The sequence below is a fragment of the Pseudoalteromonas sp. C2R02 genome, assembly GCF_018860845.1.
Taxonomy (GTDB): Bacteria; Pseudomonadota; Gammaproteobacteria; order Enterobacterales; family Alteromonadaceae; genus Pseudoalteromonas.
The window spans coordinates 273,726-300,521 of record NZ_JAHKQC010000034.1; the positions used below are offsets into that span (position 1 = coordinate 273,726).

Here is a 26,796-nt window from a genome sequence, read left to right on the forward strand (position 1 = left end):
GATAGGCCCACTAATATTAAGCCTATCTTTAACCAAACATCCTTTTAGGACATATTATGATTAAAATGAAATCGATTTTATTATCAAGTTTAATGATGTTATTAACAGCATGTGCTACGCCAGGGCCAAGAGTTAATTTTGATAAAAATCCAAATGTTGATATTAGCACTGCAAAAACATTTGCATGGCTAAAAGAATCAAAAGCATTACATATTAGTGTCGGTTTTAACCCAATAACTAAAGCCCATATCGACAAAACAATTGAAGAAACATTAATCAAAAAAGGCTACATATTAGTGGGTGATGTAACAACAGCTGATTTAGCCATTTCATATACAGTCGGCAGTAGAAATAAAATACAAGTCGATAGCTACCCCGTAACATATCAAGGTGGGTTTGGTTGGGGCAGAGGATATTATGGTCGATATGGTAGTGTTGGGATCAGTTCAGAAACCCATGTACGCAATTACACCCAAGGTGAGTTGGCTATAGATTTTTATGATGTAAAATCGAAACAACCTGCTTGGCATGGTTGGGCAACTAAAAAAATAACGCAAGATGATAAAGAAGATATTGGGAAACTAATAAACCTTGTCGTTACTAACACATTAGCTAATTTTTAGTTTTCATATTTATAGCCTGGATCACAATTCAGGCTTTTATACGCCTCTATATTCATCTTAAATAAATCACCAATTTATCAGCTATTTATCAGCTATTTCTATCATAGCAACTATAATTAATTCAATGTTTGTTAGTTTGCTAAGGTTTTTTTATGTTAAAAAAATTCTTACTACCTATCCTTACTTTATTGTTTATTATTGCAGTTTTAGTTGCGGTTTTATTACCCAACATGCAACAAAATTCGATGATTTCACTCAGTGAACAAGATGCAATAAAAACTGTAAAACAAATTAAAACATTACGAGGTTATTACACAAAAAATGTAATAGTTAAAGCTAAAAAATTTGGTATGACGCCCCATTATGAGCATAAAGACAATCCGAATAGTATTCCATTACCTGCAACTTTAGTTCATGAATTAAGTGATATTTTTGAAAAAGATGGCACTTCATTTCAACTATTTAGTAAATATCCTTTTCCAAACCGTGCCAATCGTCAGTTAGATAATTTTCAATTAAAAGCATGGAATAAGTTGTCAGCAGATCCAAAAATAATCATTTCAGAAGAAACAATACTTAATGGAAAACCCGTTTTAAGAGTCGCACTTGCTGATACCATGCAAGCCCAAGGTTGTGTTGATTGTCATAATTCTCACCCGAGTTCACCAAAAGTTGATTGGCAATTAGGTGATGTGAGAGGTGTTTTAATGGTTAATAAACCGCTCTCAGACATTTATGCGCAAGCAACAACGGTTCGAATTGAAATCATTGTAATCACAGCATTAGTCATGTTATCAATTGGCTTAATCATGAGTTGGCTTTTTAATCGTATTGTTTTATCTCGCACTAATAGGCTAAATTCTTCATTATCATTGCTTGCACAAGGTAAAGGCGATTTAACCACTGAGCTTGAGATTGGCGAGCATGACCAAATTGGTGATGTTGCTGAAAATTCAATCTATTTTTGACAACTTTTAGAACATTAGTCATCAATATCATTGAAAATGCAGCAAAAGTTGAAGATGCAATCAATCAAGTAAAAATTGCTACAGAATCAATAGCAAATAAACTAAGCGATCAAGGTAATCAAACTCATGAAATAACTGATAATATACATAATGTGACATCTAGTATAAAAGATATTAGCCATAATACTGATATTGCTTCAGAAAATACCAAAGAAACTGATTCTGAAATCAAAGAAAGTACAGCCAATATGAAAGTCAGTGTGAATGATATTCAAAAGCTTTCAGGTAATATGAATGATACTGCAGATGTTATATCAAAATTGAGTAAACAAAGTGGTGAAATAGGCTCTGTACTTGATGTAATTAAAAATATTGCTGAACAAACAAATCTATTAGCATTAAATGCCGCAATAGAAGCAGCTAGAGCTGGAGAACAAGGGCGTGGGTTTGCCGTCGTGGCTGATGAAGTGAGAGCCCTTGCCAAAAGAACCCAAGATTCTATTTCTGCAATAGAAACAACAATAGCTTCATTACAAACGCTTGGTAAACAAGCTGTTGATAATGTGGATAGCAGTAATAGTACAACAGAGCATGCACAAGAGTACATTTACAAAGTTGCGGCCAGATTACAACATACTGAAGAACTCGAAAGCGCTGTTGCAAGATCTATAAAACAAATAGCATCAGCGATGGAGAAGCAATCTCAAATGTCTGTTGATATGGAGCACAGTATTGATCATTTAAATTATTCTTCTACTCAATCACTAAATGAATTACAAAGCATACTAGATAATTTGGATGACGTGTCTAAACAAGCCCATGCACTAACGGAGGAGTTAGCTAAATTTAAGGTTTAAGTGATGATTTGAATAATGACATAAAAATTAATAGATATAAAACTCTAATTTACTTTGCAGTATTATAAAAAACAGATAAGGTGGGCTTATAACAATAATAATTATAAGTTCAGCTATGCTACTAACAACAAAACTTTTTTATCGTAGTTATCATTATTCACTTAAACTATTTAGTTCAATTATTCCTTTCCCTAGGCCAATTTTATATCAAGGTGAGCATGCCTTAAACCAGTTGATTGAAAATATAAAATCAAATGAACAGCGTTCATTATTACTTGTTACAGATAAAGTATTAAAAGACCTTGGTTTATTAGAGCCTTTAATTACACTACTGAAGAAAAATAAAATAGCGCATACAATTTATAGTGATGTACAGCCAAATCCAACGATTGAAAATGTAGAAAGTGGTTTACGTGCTTATTTAAATTCTGACAGCCAAGCCATAATCGCGCTTGGTGGTGGTTCAGTAATGGATTGTGCGAAATTGATTGGTGCAAGAGTTGCCAAACCAAAAAAATCTGTTGCACAATTAAAAGGACTGTTTAAAGTTCTTAAAAAGTTACCCGATCTATATGCGATACCAACAACCGCAGGCACAGGATCAGAAACTACTATTGCTGCTGTTGTATCTGATCCTATAAACAAACAAAAATATGCTGTCACAGATCTGGTGCTTATGCCAAAAGCTGCGGTTTTACTGCCAGAATTGACTTTAAAATTGCCTGCCCAGATTACAGCCGCAACCGGCATGGATGCATTAACCCATGCAATAGAGGCTTATATCGGCGTCAACGGCAATAAATTCACAAATGATCGTGCTTTAAAAGCATGTAAACTGATTTTTGACAATTTACTGAATGTATATAAAGAAGGAGGAAATTTAACGCAAAGAAACAATATGTTATTAGCATCTTTCTACGCTGGCGAGGCTTTTACGCGTACATCTATTGGCTACGTACATGCCATTGCACATAATTTAGGTGGATTATATGGCACACCTCATGGACTCGCAAATGCAGTGACTTTACCTTACATACTTAAGTGGTACGATAATAAAGCGCATAAATCACTTGCTGAAATCGCTCGTTATTGCAACTTAGGAAATGAGTTTAAACTCCATTGCGATAAAGCCAATGCTTTAATTGAAACGATAGAGAATTTAAATAAACAGATGGGCCTACCAACAGGCTTGCCTGAATTAAGAGAATCAGATATCAGTATGCTTGCAACTAAAGCATTAAAAGAAGCGCATCCAGATTACCCTGTACCAAAATTTATGACTTTAATGCAATGTAAACAAGTTATCAGTAAGTTATTAGTTTAAATAAATAATTTGAAAGTTATTTCTGATAAATAGGGTCTATAATTTCTAGAGTAGATTTTTAGTTGTTATAAACCCAATTTAGAGGTGATTTTTCTTGATATACAAATTTAGTTTCATTAGTTTTTTATTGTTAAGTAGCCAAGTTTTAGCTAATCATATTACTGTGACAGTCTTAGATCCAACATTGGCAAAAATAGAAGGGGTGGTTGTGTATTTATCCCCTTTAGATAAATCCTCCATTAATTCTCTTACAACTCAAACTCTCATAATTTCTCAAAATAACAAGAAATTTACCCCTTATATTGCGGTTTTACAAAAAGGTCAAAAAATAAAATTTAAAAACCAAGACGATGTTACTCACCACATTTACTCTGTATCAGGTAAAAACCGTTTTGATTTCAAAGTCAAAGCAGGGGAGCATAATAACAACATTGATATAAGTGCAGTAGGGGAAGTTGCTATGGGATGCAATATACACGATTGGATGAGTGGATATGTACTAGTTGTTGATACACCTTATTTTAATAAAACTACATCAACTGGTATCAGTAACTTTGAAAATATACCTTCAGGTAATTATAAACTAACCATATGGCACCCACAGTTAGACATCAATAATAATGAATTTATAACAGATGTATTGATACAAAAAACGCAAAATATTAAAATCACATTGCCTAAATCGCTTCTTCCTATACCCGTTCAACAAAATCAAGATGAATTTGATTTCCTAGAAGGATACTAGTTTGATGAAAGTTTCTTTTATGAAAAGTTTGCAAAGCCGTATTTTTATCTTATTTATCTTCTTGCTTTTATGTATTCAAATGATGTCTTTTTATTCAACATATCAAGCAAAACAAAATTCTGAAACCGTTCAACTCAATAATAAAATAGAAACCGCAAAACAAGTTTTTGAAACACAACTCAACAACAGAAATTATTACCTAAATGCATTTGCTGAAACAGCAGCAAAAGATTATGGCTTAAAAAATGTATTTACCGAAGATAGAAAAAGCTTTTTGTTAGCACTTAATAACCACAGAAAAAGAATTAATGCAGATTTAGCCATATCTATTAAATCCGATGGTGAAATTACTGGTCAATTAGTTACTTATTATAAAAATAATCATAAAAAAGTAAAAGTAGGCTCAGAGCAAGGAAAATCATTTAATAATTTTGAAATTTTTACTCAAACAGACACAACTGAGCTTTATTATTTAGATGCTAAAATATATCAATTAAGCTTAGCACCATTAAAAAGTGGCAGCAGAATAATAGGCTGGGTCGGATTTGGCTATATAATAGATCATAATTTGGCAAATGAACTAGCAGAATTAACAGGTGTTAATATCAGTTTTTTGCTTGAAGATCCTGCGATAAATAACACTAAAGAAGTGGTTAGCTCTCACTCAACAGATGAAAAAAAATATGATCTTAAATCCATTCAATCTATAAACGCTGGCATTGATATTAATTATATTTCAAGTCACTTTAGATTAGGTGAAGTTAATAGTTCAAACCTGACGGCATTAATGTTTCAGTCTAAAGTATCAGTGCTTAAGAATATTCAGGCAGACTGGCAGGAATTCCTCATAATATTCATGTTTGAACTTGTATTATCTCTTTTTGGTGCATATTTGATTTCTGCGGGCATTACCCGTCCAATCAAACAATTAATTCATCAAATAAAACATATTGGCCAGGGGAAATATGATCATGATGTTGAGATTGATGCCTCACATGAATTGACTCAATTAGCTGATGAATTTAATCAGATGAAAGATGCCGTAGTCGCACGAGAGCAGTTGATCAGACATCAAGCATATCATGATTCAATTACTGATTTACCAAATAGAAACTACCTTGCAGAGCGATTAGTAGAATATAAAAACAAGGAAACCGGCTTTATCATTCTTCAAATCAATATTAGAAGAATAAAAGAAATAAACGATACTTTAGGCCATAAAGTTGGAGATAAGGTCATTATTGAGTTTTCTAACCGGCTTAAAGAATTTAGCCTTGAAGACGAATTATTTCATCTAGGGGCTGATGAATTTGTACTCATAAGCCAAAAGTTAAATATTGAAAACACCATTTCACAGTTATCAGTTAGTTTAGACCCTTTGTTTAACCATGAAAGTTTAAATCTGCATTTACAATATTGTATCGGCATTGCGCAATATCCTGAGCATCAAACAGATGATATTACCGATCTATTAAAGAAAACAGATATCGCTTTACAATACGCTAAAAAACATAATCGCATCTATCAAACTTATGATCGTCAATTTGACTTTAATACAGTAGAACGCCTTCATTTAATTAATAGTTTAAAAACTGCAATAGAACAAAACCAATTAGTATTGCATTATCAACCTAAAGTGTCTTTGTCATCAATGCAAATTAGCCATGTTGAGGCTCTCGTACGTTGGGAACATCCTATAAATGGATTAATTCCACCAGATTCATTTATCAGTATTGCAGAGCAAACAGGCCAGATGGATGCATTAACCCGATGGGTGACTAAAGAAGCCGTTGAGCAATATTTAAAATGGCAAAAACTTAATATTAATATCAAAATTGCCATTAATATTTCTGCTGAAAATTTAAAAGACAAATCTTATAGCGACTATGTCATAGCATTGAAAGAAGATAATAATATTGCAGATTATGAAATCACTTTAGAAGTCACTGAAGATGCTGTTTTATCTGATCCACAGCAAGCAACTGAAATTTTATCATATTTAAAATCTCATGGCTTTAAACTCTCTATAGATGATTATGGCACTGGCTATTCTTCATTAGCTCAACTAAAGCAGCTGCCTGTACAAGAGTTAAAAATTGATAAATCATTTGTTCAACAATTAATGCAAAACAAAGACGATCAAATCATTGTCCGTTCGACAATTGAGTTAGCACATAATATGGGTTTAACTGTTGTTGCTGAAGGCATTGAAGATGAAAGAACACTCCTTTGGTTACAAAAACATAATTGTGAATTAGCCCAAGGGTATTTTATTAGTCGCCCAATCAAAGCAGATTTATTTCAAACATGGTTAAAAGATTGCCCATTCACAACTGCTAAGGAAGGTAAATGGTTAAAATTATAGTTTCTACATTTGCACTACTTAGTATCAATACTTTTGCTATTGAACATGAAGTTAAAGGCGTTATTGATGCAAGACTTATATCAGTGTCTGACGATAGCACAAGTTATTTAGAAGGGGGTTATGGTAAGTATAATTATAGTACTGATACACAGTTATCTTTATCACAACTTGGTTTGCAATACGCTGTGAAATGGGAGAATAATGTCGCTTTGCATGTTGTTGCTAATGCATATCTAGATGGCGTTAATGACGGGGTAGGGTTAACTGAGGCATTTATATCTTATAAAAGCTTACCAAATCAAACTGGCTGGCGTATAAAGTCAAAAGCGGGCATTTTCTATCCCAAAATTTCATTAGAAAATATCGCAACGGCTTGGTCTACACCTTATACATTAACAAGTTCAAGTTTAAACAACTGGGTAGGGGAGGAATTAAGACACTCTGGCGTGCAAATTTCATTAGATAAACTCGGAAAATTCACCAAATCTTCTCATAACTTTTCTTTAGATTTGGCCTTATTTCAAAATAATGATACTACTGGCGCCATGTTATCTTGGCATGGCTGGACGATAGGCAATAGACAAACATTGTTGCATGAAAAGTTAGTTGTGCAACCTTTTGCAGCGCGTGAATCAACTTTGAGTGCTCAAGCGGCTAATTCTGACCCCTTTCTTGAGCTTGATAACCGATGGGGCGCACATTTAACTTCAAACTGGAAGTACAGTAATTATTTAACTGTATCAGGTGGCATTTATGATAATAATGCAGATGCAAGTATTGTTAAGTCAGGTCAATATACTTGGGATACAAATTTTGAACACCTTGGCATCAAGTATAACTTCAATAAACAGCTTCAGTTCCTTATGCAATATATGACTGGCAGTACATTTATGCAGTCACCTTATGGTGATAAAGTTGTTGAAAATGATTTCAATAATGGTTTTATCTTATTACGATACCTTCAGGATCATAATCAATATGCCTTAAGAGTAGAAGAATTTGAAGTGAAAGATTTGGACGCTACTGTCGGTGATAATAATAATGAATATGGAAAAAGCATCACGTTAAGTTATCGATATAGATTAAATAAAAGAAGTTTTTTTCATACTGAATATAATTGGATTAACTCATCAAGACCCGCACGCTGGTATTTAAAGCAGGATATAGATTTGATAGAAAACCAATTTCAGCTCGCTTTTAGACATTATTTTTAATATTAAGAGTGAGCGTAAAGAAATACTATTTAAAACAAAAGGAGCTTATTAAGCTCCTTTTATAATATATCGAAAAATAAGGTTTATTCTACGATTTTTGCTACTGTGTGTTCGATTGTAAGTTTAAACTCAGTATCGTCACAGTTTTCAGTATTACAATCTTTTTCTTCTAAAACGATAATGTAGTTACCATCTTCATTAAAGTCTTGCTCAGGTGCAGTTATTAAACTTCTAAGCTGGCCATCATCATCAAAAACAACTTGAATAGTATAAGTTTCATTATCGATAGATAATGATTTATGTTCATATTTTGTAATGTTCTTAGCATAAGTATTTGTATCTTCGATACTTTCACCAGATTTAGTAAAGAACACATCAAGCTGGTTCATTTCGATACCATTTGAAGAGTCGATTAAGTTCATGATTTGGATATCATGAGATACTGAATTTGGAGATAAGTTTTCAGTAATAGACTTCATACTAGGCTTAGTTCTATCATCATCTTGATAAACAACTGCCGCTAAACTTTCTTCTCGGTCCAGCGTAATTAAGTACTTCTCGATAATCACATCACCAGTTGTTTCATCAGTCATACTAATGCTGTAATCGCCAGGCGCTAGTTTTACATAATCAGAAAAACTGTCAGCAGAAATAGGCGCAGTACTATTATCTAAATTAGTCGCAGTGAAAGTGACACTTTCATATTGATTTAACGAATTATAAAAATGAATTTGACCTTGTGCGTCTTCATGTTTTAAAGCGGTAACATTATTACTATCAGATACTAAATCAACAGCAATGCTATCATCTACAACGCTGTAACCATCACGGATAATTGCTAAATAGCTAGTACCATCGTATAAAGACGTTTCAGTTGAACGGAAAATAACTTCATCTTCACCTGCTTTAGTCACATAGATGCTAAAGCTGCCTTCAGTGTAATTTACAAAGTCACTTGCTGATAATTTTGCAGTTGTCGTAATAAAATCAGCCTCAGTAAAATCAGCATCTTCTTTTGCTAGGTATACATCAAAATTTACATCTGAGCCAACAGTACTTATGAATGCTAAACTAAATAAATTATCATCAGCATCTGCTTCATCAACATCATCAATTGTAACTTCAGTAAATGTAGGTGCTTCAAAGTCGCCTGACATGATCATAAGTTGTTTTTGATCTGAGCGAACTTTTACATCTTGTTCAAAGATAGATTTATAATCACCATCATCATTTTGGTACTCGTAGCTTACTTCATAAGTATCAGGTTGATAGCTGTGACGTGTAGATACTTCACCAAACTCACCGCCAGTTCTTACAATATCATCAACAACTAAAGTAGTAAGTGGACTATTGTATGACCCATTATAGAATTGAACATAACCATTATTGTTTGAGCTACTTGAACTACTACCACAGCCAGCTAAAGCAAGTCCGACTAGTGCTGGTATTGCAAGTTTTTTAGTTTGGTATAATTTCATTTTTTAGATCCTGTTATCTATCAATTGGCGACAGTATGCCATGCTAAAATTGAAAAAATTACCAACTTTACCAATTATTACCATTGATAACTTATGGTTACAAACGTGACAAAAACTCACAATTGCACAAGGGTTTAAGCAGGATTAAAGCAATAATATTCAGCTTAGATACAGTTTCAAATATGAAAGGATAGCCCTAAAAATTAGGGCTTATTAATTAGAGGCTTTTCTTTGGTGGTAGTGCGACGTTGGCAAATATTATTCCAGCAATTAAAGACATAAAAATAATGAAAGTTTGCTGTCCTATATGTTCAGTATGTAAAAAATCTTGACCAGACATCAGTGCGTTTAAACCAATATAAGTTTTACTTCCTGGTACCAATACAATTAGCCCTTGCATAGATACAATACAAGCAGGTGCATTTGCAATTCGGGTAAATAAATTACTATATATTCCTACTGCAAAAGCACCAACAAAAGCACCTAAAGTGAAATCTAAATATATCGCACCTAAATAACTGGCACCAAATGCAATGAAACCTGAGGCTATTGACCAAGTTGCATGTTTTGCTTTAGTTTTAAATATTATGATTAAGCTTGTACATAATGCAGCTATAGCCACCCAAGCAGTCCACTTTTCAAGTGGTACAGGTGCGATAAACTCAGCTTGACCAAATAGCGCAAAACCTAATGCCATGCCTAAAAATGCACCGAAATATAGCTTAAATAGCAGCATGATTGCATCCATGATCCGAGCTGTACCAGAGACCAGATGTCTTGCTGAAAGTTCAGCTAATCCAAGTGTTAAAGCGAGACCCGGAATGAACACAATAATAGCAGAGAGGATCACAAGCCTTATATTAATTCCAGGGTCGATATATACACTGATAGCACAAGCAATTAATGCTGATACAACAGCGACTAAAGGCTCTAACATATGGGCAACGCCTTTTGAGCGCTCAGACCATAAAACAAAAATATAAACAACTAAACTGATAATCGCAGACCAAAAAGCATCATTCCAGCTGGTGCCCATCAGCATAGCAAAAGCACCTCCAGACATTGAAAATGCTAAACCTGTGGCTACTTTACTGTATGGATTTGGTAAATCGTTTATATAGTCTAATCTTTGATCCGCTTCTTCTAAAGTTCTTGTGCCGTTAGATAATTCATCAACCAATTCGTCTGTACGGGACAATGAGCCTAAATCAAGTTCACCAGGGGCGACACGTGCTGCATGAGTATATTCATTTTCATGACCTTCACTCCAAATAACGAAAGTTAAAGCGGTAGGAGTGATAATAAATGAAGACTTTAATCCAAATGAGCTGGCTACATTGAGTAAGTGTGCTTCTAATCTGTACGCTGGCGTACCATATTTGTGAAGCATCTTTCCAAGTTTTACTATAAATTTTCTTTTCTGAGTAAAAGTCGCGTTGTTCAAAATTCAATCCACAAAGAAGTATACATAAACTATAGCTAAAATATTTATATAAAAGCGATAGGTAATTATATTAATAGCTTAAATACTAATAGGCTATTTTATGTAAGCATTTTTTAATGAACACATTTTATAATAAAACATGTTCATAATTTTAGGTGGATTGTAAATTGAAAAAAAAATCTGTCACGCTTTATTTCACATTTTTTATTTGTTTTTCGCTTCAATCCACTGAGCCATATATTTTGTACTGCTCATAGTATGATGTTTTAACATAGCACCCGTAAAATTACCAAGTCTATGGCAAGTTAATCCATTGATGGTACAACCAATTTTCTCAACAAGCTGTTGGCCTAAAAGTTCACCATTATATCTATTTTTTAATAGAGGAGAAGCAGCCTGACTAGCCGAATTCCATAATGCTTCATTCTCATAAAGTTTAACTGCTTGTTTCACGAATTCATTAATATCATTCTGAATGTCTCCTGGCCATTGTTCATTATCATACATGCCCTCAGCACCAATATCCGTAGTGATATTTGGCGTGCCAACAGTCATAGCATCTAATAATTTACCTTTTATCCCTGCACCAAATCTAAGCGGTGCTAAGCAAATCTTTGCTTCTTGCATTACTTCAAGTGCATCATCAGCCCAACCTTTAATATTAAAACCCATTTTTGGATTATTGAGGGCGGTTGCTTTTGGTGGTGGATAAGAGCCATAAATATTTAATTGTGCATCTGGTATGTGTTTACGGATCAGGGGCCATATTTTTTGTAAAAATAATACTGCATCCCAATTAGGTGCATGACGAAAGTTTCCGATTGTCATAAATCCAGAGCGTTCGTTAAAGGCTTTTGTTTTACTGGGTATTTTATTTAAATCAAGCATAAAGGGTAAATAATGCAAAACGTTACAAGGGATATTAAATGTATCTTTAAGCAACTTCATTTCAAAACTTGATATTATTAAAGAGATATCACACCTTAAAATTGCAGCGATTTCTCTTTTCGCAATATCGCTTTGCAAGTCAGTTAGTGTCATTGCACGCTCTTTTTTATGAGCTTGATGTCGCGCATTTCTTAAACATTGTAAATCTTCCGTATCTAATATCTTTAATGCATCAGGACAAAACTTATCAATTCTCCAGCCAAATTGTTCTTCCATCATAAAACGGTCAAACATTACGATATCTGGAGATAATGTTTGAATATACTCATCAAAACTTGAGCAATTTAATGCTATTTCTTTACTTGAAATCCCTTCAAGTTCTAAATCTATCATATGCTCTGTTTTTTGAGCGGGCGTTGCAAATTCAACTTGCCAATCTTGCTTTATGAATAACCTCAAAATTGATAGCATATGGCTACCAGCAGCTGATGAGTTTGGTTCAGGCCAAACATAACCGATCACAAGTACTTTTTTCATTACAGAATTCTTCTTACATAAAATAGGATAAAAGTTCAATCTAGATAAAATTGACTAATATATAACAAAAGCTTAAAAACAGATAACTAAGCTTTATACCTAACATCATAGGTATTATAAAAAGAAGATAATAACAGGAAATCAAAACTTTTAGACACAGTATTTTATGTTTACAGTTTTAATTTATTTGTTCATAAAGCTCTGAGTACTTAGTTCTATGGAGGTTAAATAAAAACTTTCTCAAACAGTCTCTGCCTTGCGCGACATTCTTAAATCTTCCCGCGATGATATTATTCTCAGATCTTACTGATTCTAAGGCTAATTTTACTTGCCGCTGATCAGGTAAATGCATCTCAAGCTCTTTACCTTCGAATAGTTTATTAGCGCTCGTTATACAGTTTGCCCGCATTGTGATGCCAGAACTTGATAAGGACAAAATTTCTACTTGTTGCTTAGTGCCTTTATTATGTAGTGAAACATTTTGTGGGGAGTTTACACGCCAGCTACGATCAATACCTTGCATATCCATAATTTCAGGCGTACCAAGTATTGGCGTGAATTCATTATCTTGATTTTTTTTGATTGTTAAAGGGAACCATAATTGATAATGGCTTATTTGTGCTAATAAGGTCAGCTTGGCATTGCCTAGTATATCAGCGACATTTTTAGGAATGCTTGTTTCAACAGTTAAATTATGCTCATTTGCAATCGTTTTGTCAGTTTCAGTTTCTGATGTAAAGACATGCTGAAAAAAGTCGAGCTCTTCGGTAGAAAAATCCATATTGACTTACCATATTGTTTTTATAATTATTTTTATGCTCGAATTATATACAATTTAACAAAGTAGTCAATTTGCCCCTTAGTAGGGACAAATTAAATTAATGAATTATTCTTTTAAATCCACATTTTCTTTATTCATCTGACAAAACAGGATCCGCGATTTTAGTGATTCTATTGCAATTTGGCTTATCACAAAATTGATAAATATGAGGGCAGACAAAGCCAATTGAATTGGACCATGCTGCATACCAAGTTTTGAATCATAAATGGCTAAGCCAAATAATAAAAAAAGAACAACTAAGAATACTTTCAATAGCTGATTTGTATAAAAAGTTAATATACCTTCTTTTTTGATATCTTTTTTAATAAACACAGAACAAAAATATGGAATAACTTTTACTTTGAATCCAGATTTCTTTTCTACAAAGTTCTCATTCATCAGTGTTAATTGATCACGTAATGCATCAATCACTAAAATACCTATCGAGTTAGTTTTTTGATTTTGGATTGTAATCAAATACAATTAAAAAATCACTCTATAAGTAAACTGTTATTTTATTATTTTTATCCATTGCCCAGATAATGGCTCTCCTCGCGGATATTGACCATTTATCAAGCGTAATTGCTGCTCTCCATAAAGTCCTATCTTTAATTGCTTAGCAAGTAATGAGTACTTAGTTTGATCATTTGCTTTAACATAATGAATGATTTTAGATTTCTTATTGGTATTTTGAACCCTATGGGGCTTGAAGCTATGAATACTTTTCAAGAAGATACTATCGTAGTCTATCTCTGGGTCTATATCATTCACTGTGGATATTAACGTATACGCGCGTCCACCTTGAAAAATAGTCGCTACTCTTTGATCTGTTTTACCATTAGCACCTTCAATAATACCTGTATGGCCAATTAATCCATTTTGTTTAAAGTCTTCAGAGCGTTTTAACATAGATACTTTAGTTTGATTTCTTAAATGTGCTGCTGGAGATACGCCTTTTAACCTCTTGGAAACCAGCAATTGTATTTGGGCTGATTTATTTTTAGGTTCGCTTATAATTGCTTTTCTGGTGTTAGTAACTTGCCAATCTACAGGAAATAATAGCGAAAAACCCAACTTTTCATGTATATATCTGTTTTTCTCAACAGGTTGTTTTTTTAAAAGGGCGCTGTAATTAACACCGTAAATCATGCCTTCTGTTTTTTCTCTATATACTTGTTCATTAATTTTTTTATTATCATTTGATTTAAGCGTACCAGCTTTTGAAATGACCTCTTTTAATCGAATATCATTTCTTGGGTGAGTGGAAAATACACCATGATAGCTTTTATTCTTTTTACCTTCTTCTTTAGCTCTGTACCTCGCAAACTTCTCTTGATCTTTTAAAACACCGATTGTTTCAACCATAGCATGGGGATCATAACCACTATTAAATAAATATTCAGCACCTAAACCATCAGCTTCTAGCTCCATTTCTCTCCCATAACCTTTAACTGCAGCGGTTCCCCAAAGGTTTGTAACATCACCAATGGCTGCACTACCTGTTGTAAATACAGATAATACAGATAATACACTTGCTCCTTTTCTTGCTGAGTCTTGCCTAACGACATGCCTAGCCGTCACATGTCCGACTTCATGTGCTAATACGGCAGCAAGTTGTGCTTCTGAATCTAAATAGCTCAATAAACCTCTATTGATGTATATATAACCCCCAGGCAGTGCAAAAGCATTAATATCGGGCGCATCAATGATAGTAAAATGATATTTAATATCTTTTCTGTGGCTATTTTTAACAATTTTTTGACCTATACTGTCTACATATTCGGCTAACTTTTCATCCTGATAAATCGGCATAGATTTTATCAACTTTTCATGCATTTCTTTGCCCATTTCAATTTCTGAGCTTTCAGACATCATTACGATATCTGGCGTGCCAGTGGCTGGATTTATTGAACAAGCCATCATTAATAAAATAGGGAGCAAAATCATAAATCTGACTATAGTCATAAGCAATATATTCATAAAAACTCCCATTTAGCCCTGTGTATTATTGAAAAAGTGCTTTAATTGCACAGCCATACCTTTACAGGCATCAGCTTGTACTTGTGCGATAATTGGGATGGGAATAACAACAGCAGGCATATAGGATGTACCATCTGCTTCGCTGCTAATTTTGCCTATCAGTTTTTTCTTTTTATAATCCCAGATTGAAGCTTCATATTCAGCTTTTTTATCCCAAGTGCCAAATCCAAAACACCCTAAGCCACCACCACCTAAGCTACAGGTGATACTGCCACTACTTCGGGTCGTTTCTGTATTACCATCAACCCAAATAATGTAGTGAACATTAAAATCGTTAAATTTTTCAGATACTGCATCATAGGTTAGTAAACGTTGTAAATCTCTCACTCTCAATGGGGCAGTACGGGGCTCAAACCAAGGATATAAATTATCAACAAATGTTTGTTCTGGGATCACATTCAGCTGATTTTCACCTTTTGCTAAAATCTTGCCTATGCAAGAAATAAGCTCAGGCTCAGTTTCATAATCACTGCTAGTTCTTCTACCAATAACAACAATCGACTCGCCTTCTACTAATTCAGTAGAGGCATGTTGAACTTCTTCTATGGTCACAGTAGTACAACCAAATAAAATAAAAAAAAGGCTAAATACACACGCATAAGATAGTTTGATCATCATAATTACCTTTAGTATTGAGCAATTGAAAATAAAGTGCTTATAAATTAAGCATAGCTTCTATTATTTAAATTCACCATTTCATGATTATTTATTTGCGTGTTTCTTTAACCAGTTATTTATTTCAGGTATATGACTGAATTTAAGCGTTAAACCTGCGCCTGCATCCCTTAATGCGATAACCATAGCCTCGTTTAACGCACTTTCTTGAGTTTGCATAAATGCGGTAGGAGTTTTACCATAAGCTGTTAATATCCAATCTGCTAATAACTGGCCTTGGTTATCATATACCTTCATATTATATTTGATCCAAACCTCAAACATATTTAGCTTAGTTTCTTCTGGTACGTTATATTGCAACTCATCAACATGGGGTTTAAAAAATATATCAATGGGGTTATTTGGTTTACTTTCAAGATCTGGCACACTAACAACATCAGAGAACATAGCAGGCAATACTGTGTTAAATAAGGCTAACTGAGCATCGCCGACTTCAATTTCCCATTCTTCTCGTTTTTCATCTTTTTCATTATATTGATATGCCTTAAACTCTTTGTCATAAATCACCCCTAAAGTGTAAGGTAGTTTATTAACGACGGGGGTAGGGAATTCCCCCTCTACTGTTAAAGTGCTTTTACATCCTGTAAAAACAAACAAAACTAGAATAAAAGAGATGAATTTTATAATATTAAATATCATTAACATGTCCTTTTTATAAAAATTAAGCGTTATTATCTATTTGTAATCATTTAGCCCAACAAAAGTACCGCCATTTCTATATGTTAGTTCTCGCATTAAGGTTGCAAATCGAATGCCTGTTGTTTGTAAATGAGTTGGTCGCATAAATTGAACAGGAAAACCAACCGCGTGTATTCTTACCAATCTTTCGTTATCCTTATTTACTTTGTTTATTCGCTCTATGGTACCCAGTACTGTTTGAATTGAACGTCCAGAAAATTCATCACCCATGACGTACAAACTAATTTTTTTATCTTGAGTAAAAAAAGTACTAATCGCCTTTTGAATGCCTTCAACTGGACTACTGTTACTAAAGGGGTTCCATGTTCTTAACCGTTTTATGATTGCCTCTCTACGTCCTGGTGTATCGGGGATCCACTTCCTTCTATAATTTGTGAACATATATTTACCCATATCATTCATAATTTGAATGCCTTTGACTTTAGGGTATATATCCAATGTTGCGATAATTTCTTCTAATAATCTTTGCCAACCATAGTTATACATACTGCCGGATGTATCTATAATGAAAACTAAATATTCACTATCAACTGGGATCCCCCCAATTAAGTTATTTTTATTCTGATAATTTGCACCTAACAAACGGGTCATTTCATCCGAAAGCGATTGCAGCGCAATGGCTAGTTTCCCTTTTTCTTTCTGCATGTAAGTTGCAGCTTTTGAAGTTTGGGCGTATTGGGCTTCAATGGTCGCGAGCTTTGTACGTAAAATAGCAATGCGCTTTTTTTCGTTGTCAATTTGTTCATGTTTGGCCGTTAAATTCCGATTAAAAATGGTTGTTTCGCCTCTAATACTAAATAAGGTTTTTTGTAGGTTTTCAACTTGGGCATCTAAATTAACTGCTGACTTTTCAAGTACAATTGGCTGTACAGTTTTAGTGATCATTAACAGTAAAATGATGGCACCAAAGCCACAACAAATCACATCTAAAAATGCAATACTTGATTCTTGTTGTATCCTTTTATTTCTTGCCATAAAAACTCCTAGGGCCAATCTTGTGAAGGGCTCATAAATGAACCTGAAGTATATTGTGCAAGTTTCCAAAATGCAGAAGCAGCCATAGGATCACCTTCCATTGGCCAGAGTAAAACATTAACAGGAATACCTTCAGGCAAACTATTTACTGCTTTTTCAAATAACGCTTCTCTTTGAGGGCCTGTGATCGTGGTCGCATTTTTATCCGTGGTATTACTCTGAGTTGGTAAACCATCGGTAATTAACAAAATATTATCGGGTAGGGGATCTAAGTAATTAACCACCTGAAATGCTTTTTCTAGATTTGTACCGCCAGTAGGCGTTGTTGTTCTCAGGTTTTTAATACTAGAGTTTAGAGTCTCTTTATCCGATATATAATGCCATTTGTGAATACTGTCTTTAAATGCCGCAGACACATCTGTATTAAAAGCATAAATTTGATATTGGCTTTGAACAGGAAATTTAGCGATTAACCATTCAACGGCTAAAATGGCACGCGTCCATTTTGAAGATGCTCTTTTTGCTTCATCTGGCATATATTTTTTTCGAATGATATTTACAATCGAGTTATCTAACATACTTGCGGAGGTATCTATTAAAATTAAGGTTCTGGCACCACTGAGCTTTAGGCCTGTTAAATATTGTCTATTTCCTTGTCCGGCAAAGTCTCTGGCGTCATTCCCTTTAGCTTGTTCATCTTCAAGTTTTTCTTTTTCAAGCATCAGGGTTTTTATTTTATTCTTTAAATCTAATAATTGTTGATCGTCATCGGGTATATCTAGTTGTGTTACTTTATTATTTATTGCATCAATTTCATCATTAATCCTACGGGCTAAACCACTGGTTTCCACCAAAGTTTGATCTAAAGTTGAAATTGTATTTTTTAGTTTTACTAAATTTTTATCTCCTTCTAAAATTTCTTCTTCTAATAAATTAACTTCAGCCTTTAAAGTAATGTTTTGTGCATCAACAACAGTATCAACATCGTGTTTAATAATTAAAAAAACTAAGATCACAGCACCAAAACCGCAAGACATAATATCAAGAAATGATAAGCTAAAAGTTGTAAACTGGCGCTTTTTTGTCATAGATTAAAACTCCTCTTCAACAGTAATTAATTCGAAATTAAAGTTATCGGAAATTGAAATTATGTCTGCATTGTTTAAAAGAATATTATCTTTAACGGATGCACCATTGACAGTTAAGCTTTTTGCTCTAATTGCAGTTAAGGTGATTTTGTTACCATTGGGAGTCAAAACTGCAAATGATTCGGATGTTTGATGTCGACTAAATGGGTGTATGGTCTTTTTATCATTAGGATTGTTTAAATACACAGGTTTATTTTTAAATGCCACACTTAAATGATTAAATACAATATGTGTGGCATGATTGATATTTATAACGTTATCTTGTTGGTATCGTTTTAGAGTCGGGATTTGTTCCAATAAACACACGCCAGATTGCTGTTTAATAAAAGGTAGTAGGTTTTGTATCAAGGCGAATATAGAAGGTTTTTTTAATCGTTTACCGTCATTTTTATACTGAGTATTAGCAATTAAATTATAAAAGTCATGTGTAAAATATAATGGAGCGTCTTTGGGTTTATTTTCAAATAGAACACTAAAAAATTCAGCTATTTTTTCTAATAAATCCTGAGTTTCTAGATTAATTGATTTTTCATTAATAGATATATCAGTATCTGCTAATTGTCCTGTATTTGATAACTTAATAAGCAATGTATAAATTTGGTTAAATAAGCTTTGTTCAGTGCGAGCACTATGAAAAGCATCAAAACGGTTATGTTTAATAAATTTTTGGTTGCACCAGTTTGATATATACCAAACTAACTCAATAAACCCTAATTCATGAAATATATTTTGCTCATTGAGTTTAATTGTCTTGCTAATGGTCAAATTCGATAAATTACAATTGTGTAACCCTAATTGGCCAATAGTATAATCACCCATATAATCAACAGCTTCAATATTTATTACATCTTGATTTATCAATGCTAATGTATTTAAATTACAACTTTGGGCTAAACCTAATAACAATGATAATTCTTGCTCTTTGTAATAAGATGGCGTGATGAAAACAACTGGAATATTTGAATCATATTTTTCAGTAATCTTTAAAAGCTGCTGATACGCTAAATCTGCAAAATGCCTAATACTGTCATTTTTACAGTTAATTTCTTCATAGCCTAAACGTTGCCAAAAATGAGAATAAAAGTCATCAGGAGATAATTTGATATAAGGTAAAGCATCTTCACCAAATATAATCTTATCTTTTGAGGTATATGCATAAGCTCTTGACTCTGAGCTTGAGTGACTATCATGGACTATAAGTTGAAAGTCATTAGCTTCGATAACAATAAAATCCATTTAGCACTCCTCTGAACCATCAATTTTTAAGTGATTTAACAGATTTTCATCACAATAATCTTGTGTATTTTGTACATGCCGTTCTTGAAATAGTTGCAATTGATGAGTGAAAAACATGATAAATATACTGATCACTAAAGCGATAAAGGTTGAGTTAAATGCCACACCTAGGCTATTGGTTACCCCTATAATATCGCCTTCAACAGCTTTATGCGCTTGACCTAATGCTTCACCTATTCCTCGTACAGTACCAATAAATCCAATAGAGGGAATTGCCCAAGAAATATATCTGACCATTGCTAATTCACTATCTAATCTATCAGCTTCTGAATCACAGGTATCTTTTATAGCGGTCGCAACTGCTGCGATATTTTCTGTGGCTATAAATCGCTTTAGTGCAATTAAAATTGTGCGTGGTAATAACAATACCTGTTTGTCTTTTGACAGGTTTTCAATTGGACGGCATAAACTATTGGCATCTTCTGGCAAAACCTTGGTACCTTGTTGAATGTTTAATACTGAAAAATTTAGCATTGAAGTTTCATTAACAGTTTTTTTTGCTTTAAATGCCATGATCATCAATACCCAAAACATTAATATAAAACAGGTTTCTTGTTCATAATCTTTTAGCACTATATAAAGGGATCTTTGAGTACTAATTTCACTACCAGCTTGTTGCTGTGCTTCTTGCTGTTGTAAAAGCGCTTCTGCATTGGGTCTGATCACAGCAACATACACTGCATGTACAATTAAAATTGAGATCAATAAAGAAAATATTTGGAATATAAATTCACTGCCAGAACTTCGTTTCATAATAAATATCCTTTATATATCAACAGGGAATGGAACCGATAAGTCTTCAGAAATAGACTCTGTCGGAATAAACTTTTTATCTTTGTTTTTAGGTTTTACGTTACTTTGAACAGGTTTATTTTCTGATAAGCTAAAAACTCTTTTCGGCTTATCAGTTATTTTCTTATCAATATCACTTGTTGATATTTTTGCTTGTTTATTACTAGTAGGTGAAATGTTAATCGCTTCATTTGATACACTTGATGTTGTAAAAATTAAGAACATAAAAACACTTATTTTTATAACCATATAATTTGCCTCTTAATTAGCATATTTAGCAATTCTAAAACCAAGATCTTGTCTTTTATCATTACCATAATCCCGAAATGAAAGTCTTAGTTCTGTCCGAGTTCCATGTGCCCAACTTGAGCCGCGGATAACATGATAGTCTCCTGTTAGAGGCCCCATAGGATCATATTGCACTTTTGAAGATAGTCCGGTTTGAATTTCGTATAAATCATGACTCCATTCTGCGACATTACCAGCAAGATCATAAATTCCTTTTTGGTTTTTATTAAATGACGCAACGGGAGCAGATACTGGATATTTGTCATTGTATTTAGGTTGCACATTACCCAAAATTGCTGCGCCTGAAATATCTGCGAAGTTTCCTGATTTTTTAGCTGGAGGCAGTGAATCCCCCCAAGGGTATTTCAGCATTTTGTCATCTATAAATCTTGATGACCAAATCCATTCAGCTTCTGTTGGCAATCTATAACCTGTCGCATTTTTATCAAATGAAACAAGTTTATTATCTTTTATGTCATAAACATTGTTTAATTTTTCTTTGTCTGATAACCAGTTACAAAATAATGCAGCCTGAATCCAAGTGATATTTACAACAGGTTGATGTATGCCATTTAAGCTTTTACCTTTTACATTGCCAGAAGAGTGTTCGCTTTGAAACTGCTTAAATTGTTTATTGGTAACTTCTGTAAACCCTAAATAAAACGGACGAGATAAGTTTAGTGTACGCTTGATTTCATTTGCACGACGACCTTGTTCACGACGCGAAGCACCTGCGTAAAACGTTTTTTTCGGCTTAAATAATTTTAATTTTCCACCTGAGGGATCTGAAATAATTGGCTTCATATTTTCCCACTTTGCTTGTTCTAACGTTTTAAGCTGAATACTAAATGTTTGTGCTAATGTGGGATTAGGTAGTATGTCTTTGTGATATGTAACATATCCGCTCTTTTCTATTCGTATATTTTGTTTTTTAACCGATAAAGTTAAATCTTGTGATGCGCGTCCCATCAAAGTGTCATTAATATAAATCAAAGCATCAGATGGGACGACTTTAAACTTAACATCACCGAGAATAGGGGACAGACTGATATTTTTATTAACCTGAGTATTAGAATTAACAATTAATGTTTGACTATGCTGCTTAAATCCCTCTTTAAAAATCAATAATGAAGCACTTTGATCAGGGACTACATTAGCTAAAATAGGGGTTTTTCCTAAAAACTCATCACCATAGGTAACACTTGCGCCACTAGGAGAGCTTGTAATTTTCAAAATACCTAACAACTTTTCTAAATGCACATCTCTTATTGTTTCATTTTTTAGCGCTATTACATCTATATTTCTTTGAACATCTTGATAACCTTTCTTTTTAAACACTAAGGAATGAGCACCTTGAAGTAAATCGAGCAAAGCGGGAGTCGTGCCAAGATGTATGCCATCTTTAAATATTTTAGTTTCTGTAGGCGTTGAACTTATGCCGATCTGAGCCCAAGCGGGTGATAAATCTATCGTTAAATTTTGAGTTTCATTTTTACCGACAATTGTTATGGGAGTTTCGTAGTCAAAATATTTATTCGCTGAAACTACTAAAGTATGATCACCAGCAGGAATGCTTTTTATAATTCCATCTATTAAATCAACAGATTCAGAACCTATTTTTACTGCAACTTTGACTTTGGGTTTAACAATTAATTTAAGATTTCCTGGTAACTTAGTAAACTCATAATCAAAAGATTGATTTTGTTCTTGAGTTACTTCAAAACTAGTATCAAGTTGATAATATCCTGTTTTATCTGACTTTAAGTTGTATTTACCAGGCAACATTAAATAATAATCTGACATTTTAACGTAGAAGCCACCCGATAATGTAATATTCTTAGAAGCGGGCATAGTGCTGAAAGTAACTGATTTAGCAGTAAACACATATAATAACGCGAAAATACTGATACATAATAGAATTACCAGTACCAGATGCTTTGTGCTAAATTGACTTTTTTTATGCGCTACCACTTCACTTGAAGGCACAAAATTTGACGGTTTAATTATATTGTTTGAGTTATTTGTAAAATTTGAATCTTTATCCATAACATCACCCGTTATTTACTTTTTCAACGCACTTAACAAGAATTTTATTATTTTTACTGCCAGGTAGTAAATTCACAACTTTTCTAATATCCCTATAACCATTTCTTGAGCCAATTAAAGTATATTCACCTGGTTTTAGAGACATATTTTTATTGGTGAAATGACCAATATCTCCAATACGATAAATAGTGATACGTGTTAAATCATCAGATAAAATTTCAATATTGATTGGTAATTTACTTTGCCTTAAAATATGTTGTACTGATGTGATTTGTTTTAGTAGGTTTACATCTGGATTTTGTATTTCAGTTGCTTGTTTATAAATATTTTGTGCCTCTTGATACACATTATTGTTTGATAACCGCGTTGGATAATTAATAATGCCATTAAGTTTATGCTCTAAGTCAGCTTTTGATTTAGTTTTTATTAAGCCCACTCGTGCTGAGGTAAGGCTTGAATCTATTAATAAAGCTTTATTATATTCTTTAGCCGCAGCTTGCCATTGAAGTGACTCTTCTAGTTCTAAGGCTGATTTTAATATGTTCGAAATTTGACTCTGCGTTTGTTGATTTTTAGATTGTAATATTGCTGCTTTGGGATCATTCGAATCAGGTATTATTTTTTGTGCTTGGGTAAAATACTTTATAGCTGTTTTAAATTCATGGTTATTTAAACTGATATAACCTTGAGACATGGCTTTAGAGAAATCTCTTTGTGTGATTTTAGCTTCAACTGATTTTAAATTATCTTGTGTTAATTGAGAGTTTTCATCTAAATCTATTGCAGTTAAAAAACGTTTTTTAGCATTATCTAATGATTTATTTTTTATTAAAATGACACCCTCATTATTTAATGAGAGTACCTCATCTAATACTAGTGCACGATCGTATTTTTTTTGTGCCTCAACGTCTGTGGGCTTTAAATACATGGCTATTTGTAATTGTTTCTTTGCTCTCGTTGCATTATTGTTAGCTAAAGCTTCACTGCCTTTTTTTAAATACAATTGATAGTGTTGTTCAATTTCAAGCTCTAGAGTAGTTAGCTCAGTGAGCGATTCAGTATAGAGTGAAATCGCTTTATCAAACTCCTGACTTCGATAAGATAAATCACCTTGTTTCGCTTTTTCAAAAGCCAGGTCAAACTTCTCTTTTCCCCATAGCTCAACATGATGCTGTTCAAGTATATTCTGTTTATCAAGCACTTTAGCCAAAATTGTTTGAGAGGTTTTTCGATGTTTTGATAATTGTGCTTCGTGCCATGGAGATTCATCAATTGCTTTACTTAATTCTTTCTCCATAAACACTTTACTATCAGTTTCTAACTCAGGTTTAGAGATATTTTTTGGTAAATAAAAAATAACAAAAATCAAAGCGAAAACTAAGGCTGTTATCCCTATAAGGTAATAAAAGTTAACGCTATTAAACTTAGTATTTGAGTTCCTTACATTTTTATCATTTAATTCAAAAGTTTTAGAGTGAGTTATCGCCTGTTCTTGTTGTTCCGAAGTATCTTTATGAGTCATCCAGCCTCCTAAGTTAACGAATAATCTAAAATCTTTTCTATGTTTAATATATAGTTTAGAAATTAATGAATTGCATTTTTAAATTTAATATTAATTCATTTAAAACCAACTTCCTTGTCATGGGTAATCGCTTATATAAAAAGCATCATAAGCTGTTATTCACCTACATTAACTTTATAGATATCTTTTAAAATTTCTCGCCATTGCTCATATTGATTATCAACAGTACCACTTAATGTAATAGTGCGATCTTCAAGTTCTATAACATGTGTTTCTAAGTTAGCCTCTAATGAATCACCCAGCTCTTGAAGTGCCTCTATGTGAATTTGAGACTCAGCATCTCTATCGAATCCATCTTTAATAATGTAACTACCACCAGCCACTGCTACGGCGCCTGCTGCACGAGCTGCACCACTTGAGTGTCCTGCAGCAAAAATACCAGCGATGATAGAGGCTGCCCCGATGAGCTTTTGGTTATTGGCCTTTCTTTGCATCGTTCTCATAGCTATGACTTCATTGTAGCTTTCTTTACGCCAGGTTTGATATGGAGTTTTCATGCCTTTAACATAACGACCGTAATATTCTTGAAGCGTATCAACAAATAAGTAATCTCTTTCTCTTATCTGTCTGATCCTAACCATCATAGGATCTCCCTCGGCAGGCAGCCTGTTCACAGAATAATTGCCAGATTGATCTTGTGATAAATGGCCCTCAAACATATTCGGAGAAAAAGACTTAGCAAATTTTAATTCTGATATTTGCCTTATTTTAGTTAATTGATTGGGCTGCAATGTTTTTAAATATAGATATAGATCATTTGTTATTTGATTATATACATTCTGAAAGGGCTCTTTTGGTAACTGCATTTTAGCATTATAAGAATATTTACTTGCTTTATGTTGATATTCTTTAGTGTACCAATGCTTACCCGTTGCATCTGTTACTTTTATGCTGAGTGTTAGTAATTCACCATCAGATTTAAGTATTTCACCAGCAACTAAAACATCTACTGAATCATGTTCCAAAGGGACAACCCTAACAGCTCCCCAAGCGGCACTTGTTTGTAGTGTTTCCATTAATAGATAGGGAAAATAACTCGCTTCAGCCACACGTATTTCGGGGAAATAGATAGCATCATCATCTAATTCTTGTAGCTTATCTAAACCAGGATCAAAAACTCGTATTCCAATATCAAGTAGATGTTCATCCGAAATTTCAGTAGTTTCAAGTATGACAGGGGTTACTTTAGTCGTTTTAATCTCTGTTGTTGCACAGCCAAGCTGTAAAATGATTAAAGGAATTAGAACATGTATAAATTTTAGCATTTCATTTACTCCTTACCTTGATTTTTATATTTTCGATATTCTTGCCATAATTTTTCTCTAATAATCGGATCTGCTTCTTTAAGTGCTGCCTCTCTGATCTGCCTTGCAACAATATCATCATCTTCACCACTGGGAATATCTGTAGGGGGTGCATATATTTGCTGATTTTTTGAATGTTTAAAGTCTCCTTCAGGTTGTCTACTAGGCATTGGCATTGATCCGTTTCCTGAATTCGAATCCGAATTCATACCTCTTTGTGTAGCTTGAGAAGAATCAGTTTCACCATTGAGGACATCATCATAAAGTCTGCCATTATTTGCATTTTCTACTTCTTCTTCACTGCCTTCTTCACTACCTTTGTTTTGAATATAAGCTCTTTCACTCAGTATCATGCCATCGTAATCATTCATTGATTTATTCAGTTTATCTTCAAGCTTTGCGATTGTTTCTCCTCTGGTAGACTGAAGGACGCCAGTACTTGATTGTGCACCTGAATTTGATTGCTCGCCTGAACTTGATTGTTCACTAGCACTAGATTGTGAACTTGAGGATGTACTTGCTTCCTCTTCTGAAAAGTCTATTTCTTTATTGCTTGGTTGACTTTGTTCATCACCAAATGCATCTTCTGATTGTTGCTCTGATTGCTGTCCTGAATCATTAGAGCGAGTTTGTGCTTGACTTTGACTCTTTTGAGATGAAGACTTTGATTGGCTTTGGCTTTGGCTTT

General features: G+C 33.5%; 24 protein-coding genes. 7 read left to right on the forward strand and 17 right to left on the reverse strand.

The window, feature by feature from the left end; genetic code table 11:
- The first annotated feature begins 56 nt into the window (after positions 1-56).
- The 7 genes from KO527_RS14450 to KO527_RS14480 all read left to right on the forward strand — a co-directional run bounded on the left by KO527_RS14450 (position 57) and on the right by KO527_RS14480 (position 8,096).
- Positions 57-623 carry a DUF4136 domain-containing protein gene (locus KO527_RS14450; protein ID WP_216040988.1) on the forward strand — a complete coding sequence of 189 codons (567 nt, stop codon included), beginning with the start codon at positions 57-59 and terminating at the stop codon, positions 621-623.
- Positions 624-775: 152 nt separating this feature from the next.
- Positions 776-1,591, forward strand: a complete 816-nt coding sequence (locus tag KO527_RS14455; protein ID WP_216040989.1) for a DUF3365 domain-containing protein — start codon at positions 776-778, stop codon at positions 1,589-1,591.
- Positions 1,588-2,448 carry a methyl-accepting chemotaxis protein gene (locus KO527_RS14460; protein WP_216040990.1) on the forward strand — a complete coding sequence of 287 codons (861 nt, stop codon included), beginning with the start codon at positions 1,588-1,590 and terminating at the stop codon, positions 2,446-2,448. The genes KO527_RS14455 and KO527_RS14460 overlap by 4 nt, the downstream gene beginning before the upstream one ends.
- A gap of 115 nt (positions 2,449-2,563) precedes the next feature.
- The gene (locus tag KO527_RS14465) at positions 2,564-3,772 is read left to right on the forward strand and encodes an iron-containing alcohol dehydrogenase (RefSeq protein ID WP_216040991.1); all 1,209 of its coding nucleotides are present in this window, start codon (positions 2,564-2,566) and stop codon (positions 3,770-3,772) included.
- A gap of 94 nt (positions 3,773-3,866) precedes the next feature.
- Positions 3,867-4,517, forward strand: a complete 651-nt coding sequence (locus KO527_RS14470; RefSeq protein WP_216040992.1) for a hypothetical protein — start codon at positions 3,867-3,869, stop codon at positions 4,515-4,517.
- Positions 4,518-4,521: 4 nt separating this feature from the next.
- Positions 4,522-6,882 (forward strand): EAL domain-containing protein, encoded by a 2,361-nt coding sequence (locus KO527_RS14475; protein WP_216040993.1) that lies wholly within the window; start codon positions 4,522-4,524, stop codon positions 6,880-6,882.
- Positions 6,867-8,096 (forward strand): hypothetical protein, encoded by a 1,230-nt coding sequence (locus KO527_RS14480; RefSeq protein WP_216040994.1) that lies wholly within the window; start codon positions 6,867-6,869, stop codon positions 8,094-8,096. The genes KO527_RS14475 and KO527_RS14480 overlap by 16 nt, the downstream gene beginning before the upstream one ends.
- 83 nt (positions 8,097-8,179) lie before the next feature.
- On the opposite strand, the gene KO527_RS14485 is transcribed toward KO527_RS14480, so the two are convergent.
- The 17 genes from KO527_RS14485 to KO527_RS14565 form a co-directional block, all read right to left on the reverse strand.
- The gene (locus KO527_RS14485) at positions 8,180-9,574 is read right to left on the reverse strand and encodes a hypothetical protein (RefSeq protein WP_216040995.1); all 1,395 of its coding nucleotides are present in this window, start codon (positions 9,572-9,574) and stop codon (positions 8,180-8,182) included.
- Positions 9,575-9,791: 217 nt separating this feature from the next.
- Positions 9,792-11,018 (reverse strand): threonine/serine exporter family protein, encoded by a 1,227-nt coding sequence (locus KO527_RS14490; RefSeq protein WP_216040996.1) that lies wholly within the window; start codon positions 11,016-11,018, stop codon positions 9,792-9,794.
- 204 nt (positions 11,019-11,222) lie between these two features.
- On the reverse strand, positions 11,223-12,443 hold the full coding sequence (locus tag KO527_RS14495) for a glycosyltransferase (RefSeq protein WP_216040997.1): 1,221 nt from the start codon (positions 12,441-12,443) through the stop codon (positions 11,223-11,225).
- A gap of 178 nt (positions 12,444-12,621) precedes the next feature.
- Positions 12,622-13,224, reverse strand: coding sequence for a hypothetical protein (locus KO527_RS14500; RefSeq protein ID WP_216040998.1), 603 nt, complete (start codon positions 13,222-13,224; stop codon positions 12,622-12,624).
- A gap of 105 nt (positions 13,225-13,329) precedes the next feature.
- On the reverse strand, positions 13,330-13,695 hold the full coding sequence (locus tag KO527_RS14505; protein ID WP_216040999.1) for a hypothetical protein: 366 nt from the start codon (positions 13,693-13,695) through the stop codon (positions 13,330-13,332).
- A gap of 78 nt (positions 13,696-13,773) precedes the next feature.
- On the reverse strand, positions 13,774-15,243 hold the full coding sequence (locus KO527_RS14510; protein WP_216041000.1) for a M48 family metalloprotease: 1,470 nt from the start codon (positions 15,241-15,243) through the stop codon (positions 13,774-13,776).
- A gap of 12 nt (positions 15,244-15,255) precedes the next feature.
- Positions 15,256-15,918 (reverse strand): hypothetical protein, encoded by a 663-nt coding sequence (locus KO527_RS14515; RefSeq protein WP_216041001.1) that lies wholly within the window; start codon positions 15,916-15,918, stop codon positions 15,256-15,258.
- 87 nt (positions 15,919-16,005) lie between these two features.
- Entirely contained in the window at positions 16,006-16,617 is a 612-nt protein-coding gene (locus KO527_RS14520; RefSeq protein WP_216041002.1) for a hypothetical protein, read from the reverse strand.
- Positions 16,618-16,653: 36 nt separating this feature from the next.
- The gene (locus KO527_RS14525; RefSeq protein ID WP_216041003.1) at positions 16,654-17,652 is read right to left on the reverse strand and encodes a vWA domain-containing protein; all 999 of its coding nucleotides are present in this window, start codon (positions 17,650-17,652) and stop codon (positions 16,654-16,656) included.
- Between the two features lie 8 nt (positions 17,653-17,660).
- Positions 17,661-18,740, reverse strand: coding sequence for a vWA domain-containing protein (locus tag KO527_RS14530; protein ID WP_216041004.1), 1,080 nt, complete (start codon positions 18,738-18,740; stop codon positions 17,661-17,663).
- Between the two features lie 3 nt (positions 18,741-18,743).
- Positions 18,744-20,036 carry a hypothetical protein gene (locus KO527_RS14535; protein ID WP_216041005.1) on the reverse strand — a complete coding sequence of 431 codons (1,293 nt, stop codon included), beginning with the start codon at positions 20,034-20,036 and terminating at the stop codon, positions 18,744-18,746.
- Positions 20,037-20,849, reverse strand: coding sequence for a MotA/TolQ/ExbB proton channel family protein (locus tag KO527_RS14540; protein WP_216041006.1), 813 nt, complete (start codon positions 20,847-20,849; stop codon positions 20,037-20,039).
- A gap of 12 nt (positions 20,850-20,861) precedes the next feature.
- Complete coding sequence (locus KO527_RS14545; RefSeq protein ID WP_216041007.1) at positions 20,862-21,137, reverse strand: hypothetical protein; 276 nt, start codon at positions 21,135-21,137, stop codon at positions 20,862-20,864.
- 12 nt (positions 21,138-21,149) lie between these two features.
- On the reverse strand, positions 21,150-23,222 hold the full coding sequence (locus tag KO527_RS14550) for a PEGA domain-containing protein (RefSeq protein ID WP_216041008.1): 2,073 nt from the start codon (positions 23,220-23,222) through the stop codon (positions 21,150-21,152).
- Positions 23,223-23,226: 4 nt separating this feature from the next.
- The gene (locus KO527_RS14555; RefSeq protein ID WP_216041009.1) at positions 23,227-24,744 is read right to left on the reverse strand and encodes a hypothetical protein; all 1,518 of its coding nucleotides are present in this window, start codon (positions 24,742-24,744) and stop codon (positions 23,227-23,229) included.
- A gap of 155 nt (positions 24,745-24,899) precedes the next feature.
- Positions 24,900-26,069 carry a hypothetical protein gene (locus tag KO527_RS14560; RefSeq protein WP_216041010.1) on the reverse strand — a complete coding sequence of 390 codons (1,170 nt, stop codon included), beginning with the start codon at positions 26,067-26,069 and terminating at the stop codon, positions 24,900-24,902.
- 5 nt (positions 26,070-26,074) lie between these two features.
- Positions 26,075-26,796: hypothetical protein (locus KO527_RS14565; protein ID WP_216041011.1), on the reverse strand; the 722-nt coding region annotated here is incomplete at its 5' end.

Coding starts and splice junctions, on each gene's coding strand:
- KO527_RS14455 (WP_216040989.1), top strand. CDS start 776: ATGTTAAAAAAATTCTTACTACCTATCCTTACTTTATTGTTTATTATT.
- KO527_RS14510 (WP_216041000.1), bottom strand. CDS start 15,243: ATGAATATATTGCTTATGACTATAGTCAGATTTATGATTTTGCTCCCT.
- KO527_RS14555 (WP_216041009.1), bottom strand. CDS start 24,744: ATGACTCATAAAGATACTTCGGAACAACAAGAACAGGCGATAACTCAC.
- KO527_RS14545 (WP_216041007.1), bottom strand. CDS start 21,137: ATGGTTATAAAAATAAGTGTTTTTATGTTCTTAATTTTTACAACATCA.
- KO527_RS14520 (WP_216041002.1), bottom strand. CDS start 16,617: ATGATATTTAATATTATAAAATTCATCTCTTTTATTCTAGTTTTGTTT.
- KO527_RS14450 (WP_216040988.1), top strand. CDS start 57: ATGATTAAAATGAAATCGATTTTATTATCAAGTTTAATGATGTTATTA.
- KO527_RS14475 (WP_216040993.1), top strand. CDS start 4,522: ATGAAAGTTTCTTTTATGAAAAGTTTGCAAAGCCGTATTTTTATCTTA.
- KO527_RS14495 (WP_216040997.1), bottom strand. CDS start 12,443: ATGAAAAAAGTACTTGTGATCGGTTATGTTTGGCCTGAACCAAACTCA.
- KO527_RS14485 (WP_216040995.1), bottom strand. CDS start 9,574: ATGAAATTATACCAAACTAAAAAACTTGCAATACCAGCACTAGTCGGA.
- KO527_RS14515 (WP_216041001.1), bottom strand. CDS start 15,918: ATGATCAAACTATCTTATGCGTGTGTATTTAGCCTTTTTTTTATTTTA.
- KO527_RS14560 (WP_216041010.1), bottom strand. CDS start 26,069: ATGCTAAAATTTATACATGTTCTAATTCCTTTAATCATTTTACAGCTT.
- KO527_RS14540 (WP_216041006.1), bottom strand. CDS start 20,849: ATGAAACGAAGTTCTGGCAGTGAATTTATATTCCAAATATTTTCTTTA.
- KO527_RS14535 (WP_216041005.1), bottom strand. CDS start 20,036: ATGGATTTTATTGTTATCGAAGCTAATGACTTTCAACTTATAGTCCAT.
- KO527_RS14465 (WP_216040991.1), top strand. CDS start 2,564: ATGCTACTAACAACAAAACTTTTTTATCGTAGTTATCATTATTCACTT.
- KO527_RS14500 (WP_216040998.1), bottom strand. CDS start 13,224: ATGGATTTTTCTACCGAAGAGCTCGACTTTTTTCAGCATGTCTTTACA.
- KO527_RS14525 (WP_216041003.1), bottom strand. CDS start 17,652: ATGGCAAGAAATAAAAGGATACAACAAGAATCAAGTATTGCATTTTTA.
- KO527_RS14530 (WP_216041004.1), bottom strand. CDS start 18,740: ATGACAAAAAAGCGCCAGTTTACAACTTTTAGCTTATCATTTCTTGAT.
- KO527_RS14480 (WP_216040994.1), top strand. CDS start 6,867: ATGGTTAAAATTATAGTTTCTACATTTGCACTACTTAGTATCAATACT.
- KO527_RS14550 (WP_216041008.1), bottom strand. CDS start 23,222: ATGGATAAAGATTCAAATTTTACAAATAACTCAAACAATATAATTAAA.